This window comes from endosymbiont of Acanthamoeba sp. UWC8 (genome assembly GCF_000730245.1).
GTDB lineage: Bacteria > Pseudomonadota > Alphaproteobacteria > Rickettsiales > Midichloriaceae > Jidaibacter.
In genome coordinates, this window is record NZ_CP004403.1 from 1,402,339 (window position 1) to 1,422,742 (window position 20,404).

A 20,404-nucleotide genomic window follows, 5' to 3' on the forward strand; every position below is an offset into this window, starting at 1 on the left:
TTTTCCAACAATTGATCAAGCAACAGTTATTCCAAGCCTACTAACCTTATTACATTCTTGCAGGGTATTGCTCAAACCCTCTTCTCTCTTGAGCAAGTTGCTGAACATATGAAGGCAGGGGCTCACTATGTCGTGAGATTTGTGAATTTTCACTCGGAGCCTGAGATTTCTTTTCATTTTTAATTTTAGCTAATAAATCTTCATATTCTTTTAATTGGTTATTTTGGCTGAAGAAATTTTGCATAATACCGAACAATTTGCCGTTATAAGGTTTATCCAATAAATCATTTAATTCGAGAACAGCCTTAGCGGGGCGTAAAACTTTTCCTTCCTCATTTATACAAAGGTAATAATCCTTATTATATATAAAGCTTACAATTGCACGAGAATAGATATAAATATCCTTTTCTTTCTCACTAGTTAGATTAGTAAAATCTTTATAAATTTCTTCTTTTAAGTTTAAGATATCTGAAAATCTTTTTATAAACTCAAAATATATCGAAGGGTTTAAACAGGCTCTGATGATTTCGGTTGCTTCTTCATTTCTTAAGTAAAGTGCAGGGTTGAGTTGAAATATATCAAGCAGGTATTCCGCACACTCCGAAAAATAATCTCTCTTATCTTTATCAGGATTATCATATATTTCAAAAAGAGCTTTTTCCAGTTTCTTATAATAATTAATAGAAAGGGGGGCAGATGATTCTATTTTTAGTTCTTCATTATTAAGAGCTTGTAAATTTTTCATGAATTTAAGGATTATTACGCAGCTTTTAATACGATTTATATGGCTTTGTACTAAATCAGCACAAAACTCCTCTCCCTCTTCTGTTAAGTACTTATTTACTTTCCCTAAAATTCTTATATTAGCGGCACATCTATTATTAAAGTTTGTATTAATGTTGCTTATTACAGAAATTATATTTAATGAAAATGAATTAATATAAGGGGTTATTATATCATTATCAGTAATAGTTTTGCTGATGTATAAAATTTTTAAAATACTTGAATACAACGAGCTGATTTTCATATCCGCATTTATTATATGCCCCTGAAACCCTTGATTTACAATATTCTTAAGAGTATCCAGTTTTGAACAAACTTTAAAATATAATTCGTTATTCAAGTAAGAGCGTATAAAGCGTTCGGTAATTAAATCATCTTCAAGAATTTCTATATGTAGTAACAACACCTGCACAAAATTATATACTATATGTCTTTCAATTTCCCCTTTATTCGGAAGATGCGGGCTATAAATTTTACTAATTTCTTCAAGCCGCTCAATATATCTATCAGCTGTATTATTATATATTATTCCATCACCCCATAAACGAGAAGCTATATTACTTTTCATAGTATTATAATACTTTATAAGTTGTTATAGCATACTATTACAAAGCAAGTCATAAATTAGCTAGTTACTTTTTGCTATTCTTCTATTAAATAAAAGTTTATTTTCTTATAAAATTATAACAATAATGCTATTAATGCTTTTTAACCGGCATAATACATCTCAAATTCAATAGGATGCGGCCTTCTTTCCAACTGTTCGACTTCTTTCATTTTGAGAGCGATATAAGCATCTAACATGTCATCACTAAATACCTCACCTACTTTTAGAAATTCTCTATCTTTATTTAATGACTCAAGTGCTTCCCTTAGTGACCCGCAAACAGTCGGGATTTTCTCAGCTTCTTCTATGCTTAAATTGTATAAATCATTATCATTTGCCTGCCCCGGATGGATCTTGTTTTTAATCCCGTCTAAGCCCGCCATCAACATAGCTGCAAAGGTTAAATAAGGATTAGCGGTAGGATCAGGGAACCGAACTTCTATTCTTTTTGCTTTAGAGTTATAGACATAAGGTATCCTAATTGCAGCAGAGCGATTGCATGCTGAATATGCAAGTTGAACCGGAGCTTCATATCCCGGAACTAACCTTTTATAACTGTTGGTTGCAGGGTTGGAAAACGCATTGATTGCTTTAGCATGTTTAATGATACCCCCGATATAGTATAGGCACATTTCAGAAAGCTCAGCATAGCTGCCGTTCTTATCAAAAAACAGGTTATTATCTTTTAGCCAAATCGACTGATGGGTATGCATCCCAGAACCGTTATCTCCATATACAGGTTTAGGCATAAAAGTTGCACTTTTCCCATATGATGCGGCTACGTTTTTAATAATATATTTAAATTTTTGGACATTATCGCTTGAGGCTACCAACTCGGCATATTCAAAGCCTATTTCACACTGGCTTTCCGCAACTTCATGATGATGAACGCTTGCTTTTAAACCTACTGATTCGATGGCTAAAACCATCTCCGATCTTATATCATGTAATAAGTCTATCGGGGGCACAGGAAAATATCCTCCCTTAACGCCCGCTCGATGCCCCGCATTGCCAGAATCATATTTTTTGTTGCTGTTACATGATGCCTCTTCCGAATCAAGAATAATTCCCGATTCATGGGGTGTATTTATAAACCGAACGTCATCAAATATAAAAAATTCAAGCTCAGGTCCGAAGTATGCCTTATCACCTATTTTATTAGTATATAAATATTGCTGCGCTTTTTTAGCTATGGTTCTCGGGTCGCGGTTATATCCTTCTTGTGTTTTCGGGTCAATAACATCACAGATAATTACCATGGTAGCTTGACTGGTAAACGGATCAATAAACGCGGTTGAACAATCGGGTTTGATTATCATATCCGAGCAGTTTATTTGCTTCCACCCGGCAATTGACGAGCCATCAAACATAAGGCCGTTAATTAATTCATTTTCGCCGATAAAGGAAGATTTATAAGTAGTATGATGAAATTTACCTAAAGTATCGGTAAATCTAAAATCAATGAATTGGATATTCTCATCTTTTATTCTTCTCAGCACATCATTAATAATAGATTTTTCTGATAACATACTACTCACTCCCATGTTTTTTTATCTGAGTTATATAGCATTATAATTATATTGTGCAATGCAAGATATGATGTAATGCTTGGCAAAGTAAAATTTAAAAGATATACTGAGCGCCTGTTTATTGCGGATTTACGGCATGCTTAGACAAGATTTTTTAAAACAAAAGAGATTATATTTACCTAAAAGCACTGAAGCAAAAGTTATTACTCAGTATTTGGAAACCTCTGACTTTGTTTGTTATGTTGCAGACCAAGAATCTGAAATTGATAATATAGCAGCTGCCGTTAACTTTTTTATGCCTTCAGCTGAAATAGTATATTTCCCTGCTTGGGATGCTCTCCCTTATGATCGGGTTTCTCCCGGTTCTGAAGTATGTCTACAAAGAATAAAAGCCTTGAGCAGGCTACTTGAATCTAAAAACCGTAAGAAAGTTTTAATTACTACTTTTGCTAATCTTTTGCAAAAAACTTTTCCTAAAGATTTACTCCTCGCAACTATAATTAATATTAAAATAAATGATAAGGTTTCACGGGATGCGTTTTTAAATAACTTAAATACTTTAGGATATCTAAGATCTGCAACTGCAAATGAGCCCGGTGAGTATGCTATAAGGGGTGGAATTATTGATATTGTTTCAAATAATGAGAATTCCGGATTTAGAATCAGCTTTTTCGGTGATGAAGTAGACTCACTAAAACTCTTTGATACTGAAAATCAACTTAGTTTGGAAAAAGTTGAACGCTGTACGATTTATCCCGTTAGTGAAATAGTGCTTAATGATGATACGGTTGAGATCTTTAAAAATAATTATAGAAAATTATTCGGTGTTTTTAATGATCCACTTTTAGAGGCGGTCAGCGCTAAAAGTAAATACACCGGGATGGAACATTGGCTACCGCTGTTTTATGATGATTTAAGCAGCTTGTTTGACTACATTCCCGCTTCTGCGGTAATTTTATATCACGATAAATTAACGGATGATTTAAAGGAGCATTATCAGTTCATTGAAGAATCCTATACTACAAGAATTAAGCTATCATCCGATAAAAGTTATCACCCTATAAGCCCTTCGCTTTTATATATTGAACCCGAGCAGTGCGGAATTATTTTAAATAAATATATTACTAAAACCCTTTGCAGCTTTCAGTCAGAGCATGATGTACAATATTTTTCACCCGCTAAAAATCTCTTTATCGAGTCTAAAACTAATAATCTTTCCACTTTAGAAACTTTAAGAAACTATATAGAGCAACTAAAACCTTCGTTCCAAACTAAAGACCGTAAACAAAGAAGGTTTGTCATTTGCTGCTTTACCTCAGGTTCCAGAGGGCGGTTAAAAAATATGCTTTTGGATAATAATTTTCACGCAATTGATATTAATTGTTCGGATGAAATAAACAATCTTTCAGGGAAAACTTTAGGACTTGCGATTTTGCCTGTTGAGCAAGGTTTTACTTTTGAAAATTATGTTTTTTTAAGTGAACAGGACTTGCTTGGTGAAAGGTTGTCGCGTGCACGAAAGCGAAAAAAGAATGCGGCTAAGTTTATACAGGAAGCAGCAACTCTTTCCGAAGGGGAGTTTGTAGTTCATATTGATCACGGAATCGGTAGGTTTGAAAAGCTTGAAACTTTAGAGGTAGCAGGTGCTGTACATGACTTTATAAAAATTATTTATAGAGACGATGATAAACTTTATGTTCCGGTTGAAAATTTAGAGGTAATTTCAAAATACGGCGGAGATGATATTGCCGTAACTCTCGATAAATTAGGCGGAGTAGCTTGGCAAACCAGAAAAGCTAAGCTTAAAAACAGGCTAAAACTTGCAGCTGAAGAACTGTTGAAAACCGCTGCAAAACGTGAAGTTGAAAAAGGTATTGTTTTAGAGGCAATACCTGACATGTATGACAAATTTTGCCGCAAATTTCCTTATATGGAGACTGAAGATCAACTTGCTGCAATAGAGGATATAGAGCAGGACTTAAGAAGCGGTAAGCCTTTGGATCGCCTTGTCTGCGGTGACGTCGGATTCGGTAAAACCGAAGTTGCCTTAAGGGCGGTTGCGGTTGCCGTGCTTTCGGATGTTCCTCTGCAGGTTGCGGTCATTGTTCCGACAACTCTGCTTTCCCGCCAGCATTATCAAAATTTCAGTAATCGGTTTGCGGACTTTCCGGTAAGAGTTGCTCAGCTCTCAAGGTTCGTGCCTAGAAAAGAAGCCGATCAAGTCAAGAAAGATTTGGAAGACGGTAAAGTCGATATCATTATCGGTACTCATGCGCTTTTAAGTAATGATATAAAATTTAAAAATTTGGGGCTGATAATTATTGATGAAGAGCAGCATTTCGGTGTAGCTCAGAAAGAAAAACTTAAGAAATTGAAATCCTATACTCATATCATTACACTTTCCGCTACTCCTATTCCCAGAACCTTACAAATGTCCTTAAGCGGAATTAAAGATTTAAGTTTAATTACTACCCCTCCCGTAGATAGACAACCGATTAAAACTTATATAATGCCTTATGATGCTTTTATAATCAGGGAAGCAATATTGCGCGAGTGTGCAAGAGGGGGCAGAACTTTTTATGTTACACCGAGAATAAGCTATCTTGACGAGTTGGAATTAAAGCTTAAAGAGATACTTCCCGAAATTAAGACGGTAAGGGCTCACGGCCAAATGCCTGCTTCAAAGCTTGATCAAATTATGAATGATTTTTATGACGGGAAGTTTGAAGTTTTGCTATCGACTACTATTGTTGAATCAGGGTTGGATATACCTTTTGCTAATACTATGATTATTGATAGAGCGGATATGTTCGGGCTTGCGCAACTTTATCAAATTAGAGGAAGAGTAGGCAGAAGTAACAATAGGGCGTATGCTTATCTGATACCCGGTAAAGGGTATAACTTAAATCCGATTGCTAAAAAGCGTTTGGAAGTTATTCAGTCTCTCGAGACATTAGGCGCGGGCTTTACGGTCGCTTCACATGATATGGATATCAGGGGGCACGGTAATTTAATCGGTGAGGAGCAATCGGGGCACATAAGAGAGGTAGGGCTGGAGCTTTATCAGGATATGCTTGCCGAAGCAATTGAAAAATTAAAACTTAATGAGTCAGATGAAGAATCATCTAATTGGAGCCCGACAATTAATATCGGGGTCTCGGTACAAATTCCGGAGAGCTACATCGGTGATGATTCCTTAAGGCTTTCCATATACCGTAAAATTGCTCAAATTTCTGATATTAAAGAACTGGAAAGCTTTGCTGCAGAATTGATTGATAGATTCGGTAACTTACCTGAAGAAGCCGAGCAACTTTTTGCAATAATAAAATTAAAACAACTTGCTAAACAGCTCAATATAGAAAAAATTGATTTGGGAGATAAAGCTTTAGTAATTAATTTTAAAAACGGAAAGCCCGGTAATAAAGCAAACCCTTTGGAATTTATTCGCAAGCATTCGGATCATGCTAAGCTTAGAGCTGACGGCAAGCTCCTAATTATGAGAGAATGGAAAACTCAAAATGCTAAAATTAAAGGAGTGGAAAACATATTAATCCAACTAGGGGTTTAATTTCTTTTCTACTTAATATATAAATATAGTAACAACATCATCTATACAGAAATACAATGTATAAGCTACTGGGATTCTTATCTGCATTTCTATTATGCAGTTTCACTGCTAATGCTGCCAATATTAATGACCAACAAATCACCCTAGCGCTAAAATATGCCAAGACGAATGACTGGGAGAAAGCATATAGCTTAGCACAAGCTTCTTCCTCCCCTAAGCTTGCAAATTCCTTAGTAAAATTTAAAGAGTTGCTTAGCGGAAAATATCCCCTTTCCTCTTTAATTACTTTTCATGATGAAAATCCCTGGTTCCCTGTTTGCAGGTTTCAAGATGATATTGAGAGGAAAATCGGAATAAGCTCTACCCTACAGTCAATAATTAGTTGGCATAAACTCTGTCCGGCTAAACATGAATCTGCAAGGTTTTTAGAGAATTATGCTACTTCTTCTTTAAATAATACTATTCCGAGCAGCAAGTTTTTTGAGCACTGGGCTAAGATTAGCAACCTAAACCCTTTAATTGACCAACAAATTTTTGATGTATATCGTAAACAAATTCCTTCTTCTCTAATTACCAGAAAAATTCAAAATTTTATGTGGCAGGGTAATTATGAACAAGCAATATATTATAGCAAGTTTATATCACCACGTGAGCAAATGCTGACTAAAGTTAAAGTAAGTTATGCTAATAACCTTTCCGGCTATGAAATGTTGGTAAAGAGATATCCTAAGCTTAAAAACGATGAATACATAAAATTTAGGCATATAAGGAAATTATTAAAAGAAAAACAAGATGCTGAAGCTTATAATGAGTTTGCATCGATAAAGCATTTCTCAAACCCCGAACAGTGGTGGAAAGCAAGGCATACCATTATTAGAAATTTTATACGTGAGAAACAATATAAACGAGCTTATAAGATTGCCGTACATCACGGCACTAAAACAGGCGATGAGTTTCAAGAGGCAGAGTGGATCTCAGGATGGGTTGCACTTAAATTTCTGAATACTCCTAAAGCTGCTGCTAACCATTTTTATAATTCTTATATGGATTGCCAATATGCTTCCTGCAAATCGAGAGCTGCATACTGGTTGGCGAAAAGCTATGAGAAACTTAATGATAAACCCAAGATGGAAGCTTGGTATGATACGGCAGCTAAGCATAAAATGCATTTTTACGGTATATTAGCTATTACCGAACACCCTAAATCTTTAGACAAAAAGTTTTTTGATTATTTGTCAGAAAAGAAACCTGCTCAACAGAATATAATTACGCCGGAGATAGAAAACTTGGTAGCTTCGACTTATTATATGAGTGAATCCGGCAATAATCATATAGCTCGTATATTGTCAAAATATATTGCTGATAGTGACCTCGACCCTAAAATTAAACACTTGGTTGCTGAGCATTTAAAAGATAGAAAGATTTTGCCGCTACGTATTCAATATGCTAAGTTTTTATCTAATCATAAAGGTCCTTTTCTTGAATGCGGGTACCCTACTGATATCCATATTTCAAATAACAAAAATTCTAAATCTCTTTACCTTGCGATCATCAGACAGGAAAGTAATTTTGACCAATCGGCTAAAAGCCCGGCCGGAGCTATTGGCTTAATGCAGCTTATCCCTTCGACCGCAAAAAGATGTGCCAAGACTCTCGGGCTTCATCATAATGCGTTTAGAACCGATCCTAAGGCGAATGTTGCAAAGGGTGTTAATTATCTTGACGGATTAGTTGAATACTTCGGTAATATTGCGCCTGCAATTGCAGCATATAATGCAGGAGAAAAAGCGGTTGAACGTTGGATTAGAGAGTTCGGCGACCCTGCAACCATGCGGAGTGTATCTGAAGTGCTGGATTGGATTGAATCTATTCCTTATGCCGAAACCAGGACATATGTTAAAAAAGTATTGGAAAATATGGTGGTATATGAGAGTATACTGCAACCTGATCAACCGCAATTTTTAGCTAGTCTCTTAGGAAAGTAATGACTGATACTATATTTGCCCTTGCAACCTTAATGGGGAAATCCGGGGTTTCCGTGATAAGGATTTCCGGTGAGCATGCTTTAAGTGTGCTCTATGCTTTAGGCTTTAAAAAGACGCCTACTCCTAATCATGTATATTTTTCCAAATTGTTTACCCCTGATACTTCAGATCTATTAGATGAAGGAATTGTGCTTTATTTTAAAGCTCCCCATTCATTTACGGGAGAAGATATTATTGAATTACAATTACACGGTAGTATAGCTGTAATTTCCGATACTATTAATGCCCTCTCTCAGCTTCCTTATTTACGTCCTGCTGAAGCCGGTGAATTTGCCAAAAGAGCTTTTATGAATAATAAGCTTGATTTAACTAAAGCTGAAGGATTGTCTCTACTTATAGACGCTGAAACATCGGTTCAAAGAAAGTTAGCTATTAACCAACTGCAAGGTAACCTTGAAACTTTATATGAAGGTTGGCGTAAAGAATTGATTTCAATACTTGCAAAAATTGAAGCTTATATAGATTTCCCGGATGATGATATTCCTACCTCAGCTATTACCGAAGCTACCGAAGCTATTAACAATTTAACCGGTAAAATTGAAAAGCATGTATCTGATGATAAAAGAGGAGAAATTTTATTCAAAGGCATCCATGTTGCAATTATTGGCGCTCCTAATGTCGGTAAATCCTCACTACTTAACTTAATTGCTAAGCGTGATGTTGCGATTGTTTCAAACATTGCCGGTACTACTCGTGATGTGATCGAAGTGAAAGTTAATCTTGAGGGCTATCCTGTAACTTTCTTCGATACCGCAGGTATTAGAGAAACTGAAGATATTATAGAATCAGAAGGAGTAAAAAGGTCTCTTTCTACCTTAGAATCTGCCGATATAGTAATTTTTGTTTGTGACGATATTTCAAATTTAGATGCAACTAATCTTCTAAGTAGTTTACAAGACCCTGGAAGTACAATTTTATTACTCAATAAAGTCGATATTTTAGATTATAGCTCTCAAAAAGATTTTTCTGCCTTTAACTTACCTTCTAATCATATCCTTGAAATTTCCGTAAAAACCGAGTATGGTATGGAAAATTTTTTTGATATATTACTAAAAAATATTAAAGATAAATATAACCCTTCTTCTGAACCCGTCATTACTAAAGCTAGGTATAGAAAAGCCTTACAAGAATGTGTAACCTATTTAAAGCAATTTAGTAATATTAAAACTCTTGAATTAGCTGCCGAAGATTTAAGACTGGCCGCTTATTTTATAGGGACTATTACCGGCAGGGTTGACATTGAGGAAGTTTTAGATGAAATTTTTAGTAATTTTTGTATTGGGAAATAATTGTTCCACGTGAAACATTTTTAAGGTAATTATGAAATATCATTTTGATGTTATTGTGATCGGAGCCGGACATGCCGGCTGTGAAGCTGCTGCCGCCGCTGCAAGAATAGGAGCTAGAACTTGCTTAATTACTAATAAGTCGGATAATATAGGTGAGATGTCATGTAACCCCTCAATCGGAGGAGTAGCAAAAGGTATTATTGTCCGAGAAGTTGATGCCTTAGACGGAGTGATGGCAAAAGCAATTGATCAAGCCGGCATCCATTTTAAAATGTTAAACGCAAGCAAAGGCCCTGCTGTATGGGGGCCGAGGGCACAAGCTGATCGTAAATTATATAAAAAAGCTATGCAGAATATTTTATATAATTATCCTAACCTTGAAATAATAGCTGCGGAAGTTACTGATTTAATTATTAATAATAATGAGATTCAAGGCATCGCTTACGGTTCAACTCAATTATATTCAAAATCCGTGGTATTAACTACAGGTACTTTTTTAGGCGGAATAATCCATATCGGCACTAAAAAAACTCCGGCCGGTAGAGTTGATGAAAACCCTTCGATTGAACTGGCTAGAAAAATCAGAGCAATAGGGTTTAATGTAGGCAGGCTTAAAACCGGCACCCCTCCAAGAATTCATCGTGACTCAATAAATTGGAATATATTGGAAAAGCAATATGGAGATAATCCCCCTATTCCCTTTTCATATATGACTGAAGAGATAAAAGTACCCCAAATCGAGTGTTCTATTACGCACACAACCACAAAAACTCATGAAATTATTAATCAAAACTTACATCTATCCCCTATGTATTCCGGGCAGATTGAGAGTGTAGGTCCAAGATATTGCCCATCTATAGAAGATAAAGTTGTCAAATTCGCCTCAAAAGAACGACACCAAATTTTTTTAGAGCCGGAAGGTTTAGATAGTGAAGTGGTTTACCCCAACGGTATCTCTACCTCCCTACCCGAAGAAGTACAATATCAGATAGTTCATTCAATTATCGGTATGGAGCAGGCAAATATCTTAAGACCCGGCTATGCTATCGAATATGACTATATAGACCCGAGAGAATTAAAGCCGACCTTGGAAACTAAAAAAATAAAAGGCTTATTTCTTGCCGGGCAAATTAACGGAACTACCGGCTATGAAGAAGCTGCCGGACAAGGTGCCATCGCAGGTATTAATGCAGCACTCAGTATAGATAATAAAGATTATACTCATTCACGATCCGACTCATACATTGGTGTAATGATTTCAGATTTAACTACGAACGGTACGATTGAGCCTTATCGAATGATGACCTCAAGAGCCGAGTATAGAATAAGGCTAAGACCTGATAACGCAGATCTAAGACTGACTGCGGAAGCAATAAAACATAATATAGTTTTATTTGAAAGAACAAACTTTTATAATAACCAGCAAGAAAATTTAGCAAGTATTAGAAATGAACTTAACCAAATAACTTATACGCCAAACCAACTTGCTGAGCTCGGCTACGAGATTTCAAAAGATGGAGTGAGAAGAAGTTTATACCAATTGCTTGCTATTCCGACTTTTAACTTAGAAAAGCTAATTAAAATACATCCTGAAGCTAATAAGCATCCTAGAAAATATTTAGAAAAGTTACACATAGAATCAATATATTCATCTTATGAAGATAGGCAACGTAAAGACCTGGAGCTTTATCACGAAGAAAAAGATATATTGATTCCAAGTGAGATTAATTATTTAGAGATCGGCTCATTATCCAATGAAGTTCGGTTAAAACTTAATAAAACAAAGCCGAACTCAATTGCTGATGTTAAGAGAATTCAAGGGATAACCCCTGCTGCCATCATTGCACTTCAAATTTTTATTAAGAAAAATTATGGTTGATTTATTATTTGAATTGATGGAAGAAAACTTTCCTAATGTTCCACGTGAAACAATTTTACAATTAAATACCTATTTAAATTTAGTTGAGAAATGGAATACAAAAATAAATTTAGTCTCAAAAAACTGTCCGAGAGAAGAGCTGGTTACCAGGCATTTGCTGGATTCCTTACAACTAATAGAATATATTGATAGCCCAAATGCATTAGTCACCGACTTAGGCAGCGGTGGTGGCTTTCCGGGTTTAGTATTGGCTATTGCAGGTAATAACTGCAACTTAGTTGAAATCAACACTAAAAAAACTATTTTTTTAAAAGAGGTAGTTTTAAAACTAAACCTAAAAAGTAAAGTGCTGAATCAAGACTTTAAAACCTTAACAGGGTACAAAAGTGATTACATAGTCTCACGGGCGGTCAGTAATATTAATTATTTACTTAACGCAAGCAAGGCGATAGTATCGGAAAAGACGGTTTGTTTATTTTTAAAAAGCAAAAATCAGATAAAAGAAATTAAAGAACTGGAAAATTCCTGGTCTTTTGATTTAGCAATACATGAAAACAAATTTGATAATGACGGCGTAATAATAGAAATAAAGAAGTTAAAAGAATGGGCAAAATAATCTGCGTAGCTAATCAAAAAGGTGGAGTCGGTAAAACTACGACTGCAATTAACCTTGCAACTGCGATGGCAGCAGTAGATAAACGGACTTTGCTTATAGACTTAGATCCGCAAGGCAACGCCAGCACGGGTTTAGGAGTTGAGAGCACTGAGAGAGATAAAACTATTTATGAAGTACTGATTAGCGGTCTCAATACAAAAGATGCAATAGTAAGAACCGATATACCAAAGCTCGAGATAATTACCTCAACCATAGATTTAGCAGCAGCTGAAGTTGAACTTTATGAGTTTAACAGCAAAGAAACAATCTTAAAAAGTAACCTATCTTCAATTATAAAAGATTATGATTTCATAATCATCGACTGCCCTCCTTCACTGGGCTTACTAACCATTAATGCATTAACTGCAGCACACTCGGTTATAATCCCTCTGCAATGTGAATTTTTTGCATTAGAAGGACTTGCTTATTTAACTAATACAATAAACTTAATAAAGAAATCGTTAAACCCAACTTTACATGTTGAAGGTATTCTTCTTACTATGATGGATAGAAGGAATAATTTATCCGTACTTGTAGAAAAAGATGTCAGAAATACTTTTAAAAACTTAGTCTACCAAACGGTTATACCTAGAAATATAAAGCTTTCGGAGGCACCTTCACACGGCAAGCCTGCTCTAATTTACGATATTAGATGCGTAGGCTCCGCGGCATATATAATGCTTGCCAAAGAAGTATTAAATAATAATAAAACTAATGATAATGAGATAAAAGATGAGCAAAGAAAGAAAAGTGCTGGGTAGGGGGTTATCAGCTCTAATCTCTCAAACTAATACCTTAGATTTTGATCCGGATAGTAATTTAGCTACGGATGACCAGCGAATACATAATATTGATATAAGAAAGATATCTCCTAATCCTAATCAGCCTCGTAAAGTGTTTGCTGAAATGGAAATTAACGAACTTGCAACTTCAATTTCAGAGCATGGTGTAATACAGCCCATATTAGTAAAAGCTTTAAATAACGGCTTTTATGAACTAATTGCAGGGGAGAGAAGATGGCAGGCATCTAAGAAGGCGGGTATGACGGAAATTCCTGCTATTATAAAAGAAGTAAATGAAATGAAATCTTTTGAATATGCAATGATTGAAAATATTCAAAGGCAAAACTTAAATGTATTAGAAGAAGCTTTAGCTTATCAAAAACTAATAGAAGCTTATGGGTATACTCATGACCAACTTGCTAAAAAGCTGAGCAAAAGTCGCAGTCATATCTCTAATTGCTTAAGAATTTTAAACCTTCCCGGAGAAGTAAAGCAGCTGGTAGAAGAAAACAAACTTTCATTTGGGCATGCAAGAACCTTAATTAGTGCAAAAAACCCTACGCAGCTTGCAAATCAAATTATTGAGCAAGGGTTATCGGTAAGAGATGCAGAACAAATTGCTAAAAATGACGGCATTTTAAAAAGGCAATCTACCGCAGCACCGCCTAAATTTGAGAATGACAATTACACACTCGCTCAGGCGGAAGGTAATGAAGATATATTAGCTATAGAAAAAATGTTAAAAGAAAGCTTAAAACTACCTATTAAGATAGTCAGCACTGAAAACGGCGGCCAGGTACAGATTGGTTTTAATACTTTGGATGACCTGGATAATCTGATTCAAGTTTTAGGCTCCAGAGGGCTTAATTTTTAAAGCAATACCTAAAACTATTTTTTAGCTTTTAAGCCCCTATACGGATGTTTAATAAGGAAAGTGAGCACGCTTGTTTTGCTATCTATTATAAAGCTTTTTCTAATTGTTTAACACAATTGTGGAGCCGGCTATACATTTCTTCTTGAGAACATCGGCTACTCATTTCTAGTCGTAATAAAGTTAAATTGTTGTACATTTCATCACATTTATGCCAGTACTCACTGCTATTATAGACCTCTTTATCTATAAATCTTCTGGTTAAAGGAGACTTAGGGTTATTTTCATTTACTATAAACCCAATAACCTTAGATAATACTTTTATGCCTTTATCCGCGGTTATTAGCCATGAGTCTTGAGTATAACTGTCTATCTTCTTTAATTCTGAGCGTCCGGCTATTCTATAATAAGTAATGTCTCGTGCTGCATTTAAGCAATTTTTAAAAAGCTCTTCAACTGTTTTATATTTTTTAATAAAGTTTTTTATAAGGTATTTACACCTTAATTGTGAGTTATGGTTCTTAATAGCTGAATAATCGAAAAAAGCGAATTGGCAATTTCAGTTTCTAGAGCACTAATATTATTAGCTTCAAAAGCCATATAAGTTATATATTTCTTAAACCTTGCGAAAGAAGGAAGCTCTTTAAATTGCTTATTTATAAAATTTATTTTTAACAAGGATAGATAAGGAATAACATAATGAAATTTTTCTTGAGAATTAAGGTTTGTAAAGTTTTGGGAGTTTTTAAGCTCAGCAACATCATCAACTGTATTGTGAGCATCATAAAATCTAGGAAGATATTTTGTTAAAAACAAATTAAAGTTTTTATGCATTTTAATTTTATATTCTTCATTTGCTTCCATTAATGCAAGACCGGAGGAAAGGAAAATATATTCCAATTCATTTAAGGATTTAACTAATAATGCTAGGTATGAAGTATGGTAAGCTACCTTATTTTCTATAACTCTACTCATTTCAGCAAGAATATTTAAATCAACTAATATTGTTGTTTCAATATTTTTATAATGATTTTCTCTACAGCGCTTGCTCGATAGTATTGGAAAATCATCTAACGAGTTACGCAAAGGTTTAATATAACAAAATCCGGAATCCATAAAATATTTAAAAAATTGAAGAGAAGATATAATGTATTATTTTACTATATTTTAAAAGTTTTGGATTAAAAAGATTTTAATAATTTGAATATAATTATTTTATATAGAATGAGAATGGTTGATACTCAATATATAAATTTAACGAATTTTTATAAGGTTTTATTTGTGAACTTCAAAAAAGCCCTACCTCATATGTATGAGTGCTATACTAATCCTAGTTTGCAGGCAATTTATTATACCTGAGCATAAAATTAGCAATTTCCAGCAATTTAATTTATAAGACATCTTCTAAAACAATAAGAAGCATTACAAGAGCCAAACAAGCGTTAGCACCCATCTAAGCAGCACACCTACACACTACAGGAAAGTTAAATACTCATAAGCGCTTAAAAACGAGCACTTTTAGCGGTTCTAATTTAAAATTATCAGAGATTAATAAATACTTCATAAGTGAGCAATATATTATATTTAGATTAACTAAATACTTTTTAAATAAATTATCAATCATCTAAAAACCAGACAAGATAAACATCATGCTATTCTTAAGAACTTATTTTAACAATAGATAACTTTTTAAGGTTAGTACTTAATTATTAAAAAACAGGCAATTATTGTAAAAAACTTTTCACTATACAAATTTACTTGGTAAATAAAAAATTTAATGACAACAAATAATATAGCCTAGTTTATTATACAAATCAGCAAAATATGAAAAATAGATTTGAATGAAATTGAGTAATTAAATTTAAAGACGGTGGTACTTTGTTCTTTGACTATAGAGCTAATTGCAATGAAGCACTTTGCTCAAAATTGTCTTGAAAGGAGGTAATCCAGCCGCAGGTTCCCCTACGGCTACCTTGTTACGACTTAACCCCAGTCATCGACCTCACCGTGGTAGGCTGCCTCCTTACGGTTAGCACACCTACTTAAGGTAAGACCAACTCCCATGGCTTGACGGGCAGTGTGTACAAGACCCGAGAACGTATTCACCACAGCATGCTGATCTGCGATTACTAGCGATTCCGACTTCATGTACCCGAGTTGCAGGGTACAATCCGAACTGAGGTGGCTTTTAGGGATTTGCTCCAGGTCGCCCTATTGCGTCCAATTGTCACCACCATTGTAACACGTGTGTAGCCCAGGCCGTAAGGGCCATGCTGACTTGACGTCATCCCCACCTTCCTCCGGCTTATCACCGGCAGTTTCCTTAGAGTGCCCAGCATAACCTGTTGGTAACTAAGGATGAGGGTTGCGCTCGTTGCGGGACTTAACCCAACATCTCACGACACGAGCTGACGACAGCCATGCAACACCTGTGATGGTCCAGCCGAGCTGACTCGTGAATCTCTTCACGATATGACCAACATGTCAAGGCCTGGTAAGGTTTTTCGCGTAGCATCGAATTAAACCACATGTTCCACCGCTTGTGCGAGTCCCCGTCAATTCCTTTGAGTTTTAATCTTGCGACCGTACTCCCCAGGCGGAGTGCTTAACGCGTTAGCTTTGACACTGAAAATTAAATTCCAATATCTAGCACTCATCGTTTACTGCGTGGACTACCAGGGTATCTAATCCTGTTTGCTCCCCACGCTTTCGTGCAACAGCGTCAGTGTCTAGCCAGATAGCCGCTTTCGCTTCCGGTGTTCCTCCTAATATCTACGAATTTCACCTCTACACTAGGAATTCCGCTATCCTCTCTAGTACTCTAGCCAGGCAGTTTTGAAAGCAATTCTAAGGTTGAGCCCTAGGCTTTCACTTCCAACTTACCAAGCCGCCTACGCACGCTTTACGCCCAGTAATTCCGAGTAACGCTTGCCCCCTTCGTATTACCGCGGCTGCTGGCACGAAGTTAGCCGGGGCTTTTTCTGTAGGTACCGTCATTATCTTCCCTACTAAAAGAGCTTTACAACCCGAAGGCCTTCATCACTCACGCGGCGTCGCTGGATCAGGCTTTCGCCCATTGTCCAATATTCCCCACTGCTGCCTCCCGTAGGAGTCTGGACCGTGTCTCAGTTCCAGTGTGGCTGATCATCCTCTCAAACCAGCTAAAGATCGTAGCCTTGGTAGGCCATTACCCCACCAACAAGCTAATCTTGCATGGGCTCATCTTAAAGCAATAAATCTTTCACCTCTCGGCAATATCCGGTATTAGCTGTCGTTTCCAACAGTTATCCCAGACTTTAAGGTAGATTCCCATGTATTACTCACCCGTCTGCCACTAGCAGAACTCCGTATTGCTACGGCTCTTACTCGTTCGACTTGCATGTGTTAAGCACGCCGCCAGCGTTCACTCTGAGCCAGGATCAAACTCTCAAGTTTTATCCTTGGCTATAACTCAAAAAATGTACTGACAGATTGTAGTACGTTAAGTTATATTAATCTTTTCGTACCACCGTCTTTAAATTTAATTCTCTCAATTTCAAAAGATCCGGCAATCTTTTTTATTATCTTGCCGTGTGTGTTTGGAATTTATAGCCATTCTTTTCTCTACTGTCAAACCCTTTTTTCAAATTTTTTTCATTTTATTTCATATTTAATTTCTTAATGATGTAAGAGCCACGGCTAAGCTATTGTAACATCTAAATATCTTTATAAATTTATTACTTCCAATTTGCCATTGAATTTTTCCATTATAATAACCACCACAATTATTACTTATATTACTTAGCAATAACCACAATCAATACCGCTACTGAACAGAATATCACAGCAAGGCAGTTCCTCTTCAAGAAATTCAGCCTCCTGATAAGCTATATTCTGAGTATTATTTTCATGCACATCAATATAGCTGCTAAAATTTTCAGCCATTAAGTTACTAAACTTGTTTAATAGCTTACCGAAAAAGCTTTCTTCAAAAGGTTTATTAAAAGCAGTAGTAGTAAGATATACAAAAGTTTTAGCAAGCCCGGTAACTAAGCAAGACTCAATATGCTCTTTAGCTTCCGTTCTTTCACTATCCAACTCTGCTTTGTACCCCTTAATATCCTGATATTCATCTTGTAATTTGATCTCAATAATTTCAAAAGTGTCAGGATCAGTATAGCTTTCGATTATTATATTTTTATTCCAATCTAAAACAGCTTTTTGTTGCCATAATCGGTTATTATCTAAATAACTTTTATACCCGGCTTCAAAACCTTCCGGCCAACTTTTGACTATTTTAAAATTTATCGGCTTACCTGTTTCAGCATCAAATTGATTCATTAAATTTTCCATTGAATGCTGCTTTACTGAATATATGATATAATCAGTTAATTCAACACCTGTAGGATTAGTAAAATAATCAACCTTATAAAAATTATTTGCTATGTGTTTGCCGTGAGTATTTATAAAATTCGGGTCAGTAAAATATGTAGTAATATTATCTCCTTTAATCTTATCCGGATCATTTAGCGCAGCACTTGCCGCATGATATGCACCCGGTGTTTCAAAAGAAATTACCGGCTGCTTTAAGCTCAGCCCGACAACTTCTGCAAGCAACCCTCCTAATGAATGGCCTGTATGCAAATATGTGAAAATTGAGGTATACTTATCCTCAACGAATTTTGAAAATTTTAGAGCATAAGGAAGCTGAGTCAGTGGTTTATTGTAAAAAATACTAACATCGTTTTTAATGTCATCTAAGCTTCCTACCTCAGTGCCCCTATGCGCTATTATAATAGTATTATTAGCACCAAATGCTGCTCCAAAATAACCATTCTCATCTCTGTTTTTAGAAGATTCTAAAAGCTCCCACCCTTCTAAATTAAGATAACCCCCATCTTTATAAAGCGGATTTGCATCATTATAAACCACACTGCTAAATTTCGCAGCAATCCTATCAAACATAACTCCCTCCCTGAATTAATGAAAACAACCTATCTTACAGCATAATCAAGTATAAATTACCTATAACTGTTAAATATAGTTATTATTTATTATATTTATATTAAGTTTTATTTCAAACACATTTGTTTAATGATAAATCTCAACTACTTAACTCGTTATTTTCCATTTTTATAAATTGATACTATTTGTAGCTAAGAACCTAGCTCAATCCTAGGTTGTATCGTTTTATGCCAATTTCTATGTTATATTAAAAGCTTTAAGCTATTAACTAAATTTATACAAAACCTACTCAACTTAGGGTTGCTATTTCTAGTAAGAATATTATAAATTTTAACTATTAAATAAGGTTAATGCTAAAATTATGGATAATATAGATATGAGTAAAATAAAAAGTTACGAAAATGAACTTTATGAAGTAATATTAAAACTTAAAACATTAGAAGATTGCTATGCTTTTTTCAGAGATCTTTGCACCCCGGCAGAAATTAAAGCTATGCAGGAAAGGTGGCATGTAGCACAGCTTTTACATGCAGGAGACCTTTCTTATCGCGATATATATAACAGAACAGGCGTAAGCATTTCAACCATCGGAAGAGTAGCAAGGTTTTTAAAACATGAACCTTACGGCGGCTATAGAAAAATTCTTTCAAAATAAAGTAAAGCTCAAAATAATCATCAATTTGAAATTGAGAAGGGATTAAACGATGTTTTATAATCATAATAATCAATACCGTCTTTATTTTTAAGAAAGCTCACTATTTTATAGGTTAAAGGTAAAGCAATTATTTCATAAAATAATTTAAAGAAATATCCGGTAATTATAATATTCCAAATCACCGAAAGCTCCATAATACCAAGAAATGCTATAAAGCAAAAAATAGTATTTTCTACAAATACACCTAATGCGGAACTTAATATTGCTCTAAACCAAAAATGCTTACCTTTAGTCTTTATTTTAAGCTTTGCTAAAACAAAAGCATTTATAAACTCACCAAATAAAAAACTGATAAAAGAGGCTAAAAGCACTCTAAACGATTGATGGTATATTCTGTCAAAAGCTTCTTGATTCTGCCACTCGGCAGCCGGCTTAATAAGCATTACTAAATATAACCCGGCAATAACTACAAGATTACTGAAAAACGCCAGCCAAATTATCTTTCTACATACTTTAAAACCATACACCTCAGTCAGAACATCATCAAATATATAGGTAAGCGGAAAGAATACTAACCCACCGGCGAAATAAAAGCCGTAGATCTCGCAAATTTTATTTTCTGCAAGGTTTGATAAAATTAAAAATGCACTAAATAATACTCCGATAACTAATAAGCTATTAGTATTTTTTTGGTAAGACATTTTTGTGGTAGTGTTCATTACTAAGAATACGGATCAATTTTTTTTGAATTTTATCTGTATTTTTATTAATAATCAATTTCTGTTATATGAATAACA

The 20,404-nt window shown here is 35.1% G+C and carries 13 protein-coding genes and 1 rRNA gene; 8 read left to right on the plus strand and 6 right to left on the minus strand.

Annotated features, from left to right (window positions below):
• Positions 1–49: 49 nt before the first annotated feature.
• Positions 50–1,351 carry a hypothetical protein gene (locus I862_RS06825; RefSeq protein ID WP_038540429.1) on the minus strand — a complete coding sequence of 434 codons (1,302 nt, stop codon included), beginning with the start codon at positions 1,349–1,351 and terminating at the stop codon, positions 50–52.
• A gap of 140 nt (positions 1,352–1,491) precedes the next feature.
• Entirely contained in the window at positions 1,492–2,919 is a 1,428-nt protein-coding gene (gene glnA / locus I862_RS06830) for a type I glutamate--ammonia ligase (RefSeq protein WP_038540431.1), read from the minus strand.
• A gap of 136 nt (positions 2,920–3,055) precedes the next feature.
• Here glnA and mfd point away from each other — a divergent pair, with 136 nt between their 5' ends.
• Genes mfd through I862_RS06865 form a run of 7 tightly spaced genes read left to right on the plus strand, consistent with a single transcriptional unit; the run spans position 3,056 to position 14,011 of the window.
• Positions 3,056–6,487 (plus strand): transcription-repair coupling factor, encoded by a 3,432-nt coding sequence (mfd, locus tag I862_RS06835; protein ID WP_052646534.1) that lies wholly within the window; start codon positions 3,056–3,058, stop codon positions 6,485–6,487.
• A 56-nt stretch (positions 6,488–6,543) separates the two neighbouring features.
• Positions 6,544–8,472 carry a lytic transglycosylase domain-containing protein gene (locus I862_RS06840; protein WP_038540435.1) on the plus strand — a complete coding sequence of 643 codons (1,929 nt, stop codon included), beginning with the start codon at positions 6,544–6,546 and terminating at the stop codon, positions 8,470–8,472.
• Positions 8,472–9,821, plus strand: a complete 1,350-nt coding sequence (gene mnmE, locus I862_RS06845) for a tRNA uridine-5-carboxymethylaminomethyl(34) synthesis GTPase MnmE (RefSeq protein WP_038540439.1) — start codon at positions 8,472–8,474, stop codon at positions 9,819–9,821. Before I862_RS06840 ends, mnmE begins: the two co-directional genes overlap by 1 nt.
• A 28-nt stretch (positions 9,822–9,849) precedes the next feature.
• Positions 9,850–11,700 (plus strand): tRNA uridine-5-carboxymethylaminomethyl(34) synthesis enzyme MnmG, encoded by a 1,851-nt coding sequence (gene mnmG, locus I862_RS06850; protein WP_038540443.1) that lies wholly within the window; start codon positions 9,850–9,852, stop codon positions 11,698–11,700.
• Entirely contained in the window at positions 11,693–12,316 is a 624-nt protein-coding gene (gene rsmG / locus I862_RS06855; protein ID WP_052646535.1) for a 16S rRNA (guanine(527)-N(7))-methyltransferase RsmG, read from the plus strand. The genes mnmG and rsmG overlap by 8 nt, the downstream gene beginning before the upstream one ends.
• Positions 12,304–13,116, plus strand: coding sequence for a ParA family protein (locus I862_RS06860; protein ID WP_038540445.1), 813 nt, complete (start codon positions 12,304–12,306; stop codon positions 13,114–13,116). Before rsmG ends, I862_RS06860 begins: the two co-directional genes overlap by 13 nt.
• On the plus strand, positions 13,088–14,011 hold the full coding sequence (locus I862_RS06865; RefSeq protein WP_038540449.1) for a ParB/RepB/Spo0J family partition protein: 924 nt from the start codon (positions 13,088–13,090) through the stop codon (positions 14,009–14,011). Before I862_RS06860 ends, I862_RS06865 begins: the two co-directional genes overlap by 29 nt.
• 498 nt (positions 14,012–14,509) lie before the next feature.
• On the opposite strand, the gene I862_RS06870 is transcribed toward I862_RS06865, so the two are convergent.
• The 3 genes from I862_RS06870 to I862_RS06880 form a co-directional block, all read right to left on the minus strand.
• Positions 14,510–15,124 carry a hypothetical protein gene (locus tag I862_RS06870; protein WP_038540452.1) on the minus strand — a complete coding sequence of 205 codons (615 nt, stop codon included), beginning with the start codon at positions 15,122–15,124 and terminating at the stop codon, positions 14,510–14,512.
• A gap of 818 nt (positions 15,125–15,942) precedes the next feature.
• Positions 15,943–17,443 (minus strand): 16S ribosomal RNA (locus I862_RS06875).
• A 345-nt stretch (positions 17,444–17,788) separates the two neighbouring features.
• Positions 17,789–18,952, minus strand: coding sequence for a hypothetical protein (locus I862_RS06880; protein ID WP_038540455.1), 1,164 nt, complete (start codon positions 18,950–18,952; stop codon positions 17,789–17,791).
• A 361-nt stretch (positions 18,953–19,313) separates the two neighbouring features.
• On the opposite strand from I862_RS06880, the gene I862_RS06885 reads away from it, so the two are divergent.
• Positions 19,314–19,607, plus strand: coding sequence for a YerC/YecD family TrpR-related protein (locus I862_RS06885; RefSeq protein WP_199398802.1), 294 nt, complete (start codon positions 19,314–19,316; stop codon positions 19,605–19,607).
• A gap of 20 nt (positions 19,608–19,627) precedes the next feature.
• On the opposite strand, the gene I862_RS06890 is transcribed toward I862_RS06885, so the two are convergent.
• Positions 19,628–20,326 carry a queuosine precursor transporter gene (locus I862_RS06890; RefSeq protein WP_084173817.1) on the minus strand — a complete coding sequence of 233 codons (699 nt, stop codon included), beginning with the start codon at positions 20,324–20,326 and terminating at the stop codon, positions 19,628–19,630.
• Between the last annotated feature and the right edge of the window lie 78 nt (positions 20,327–20,404).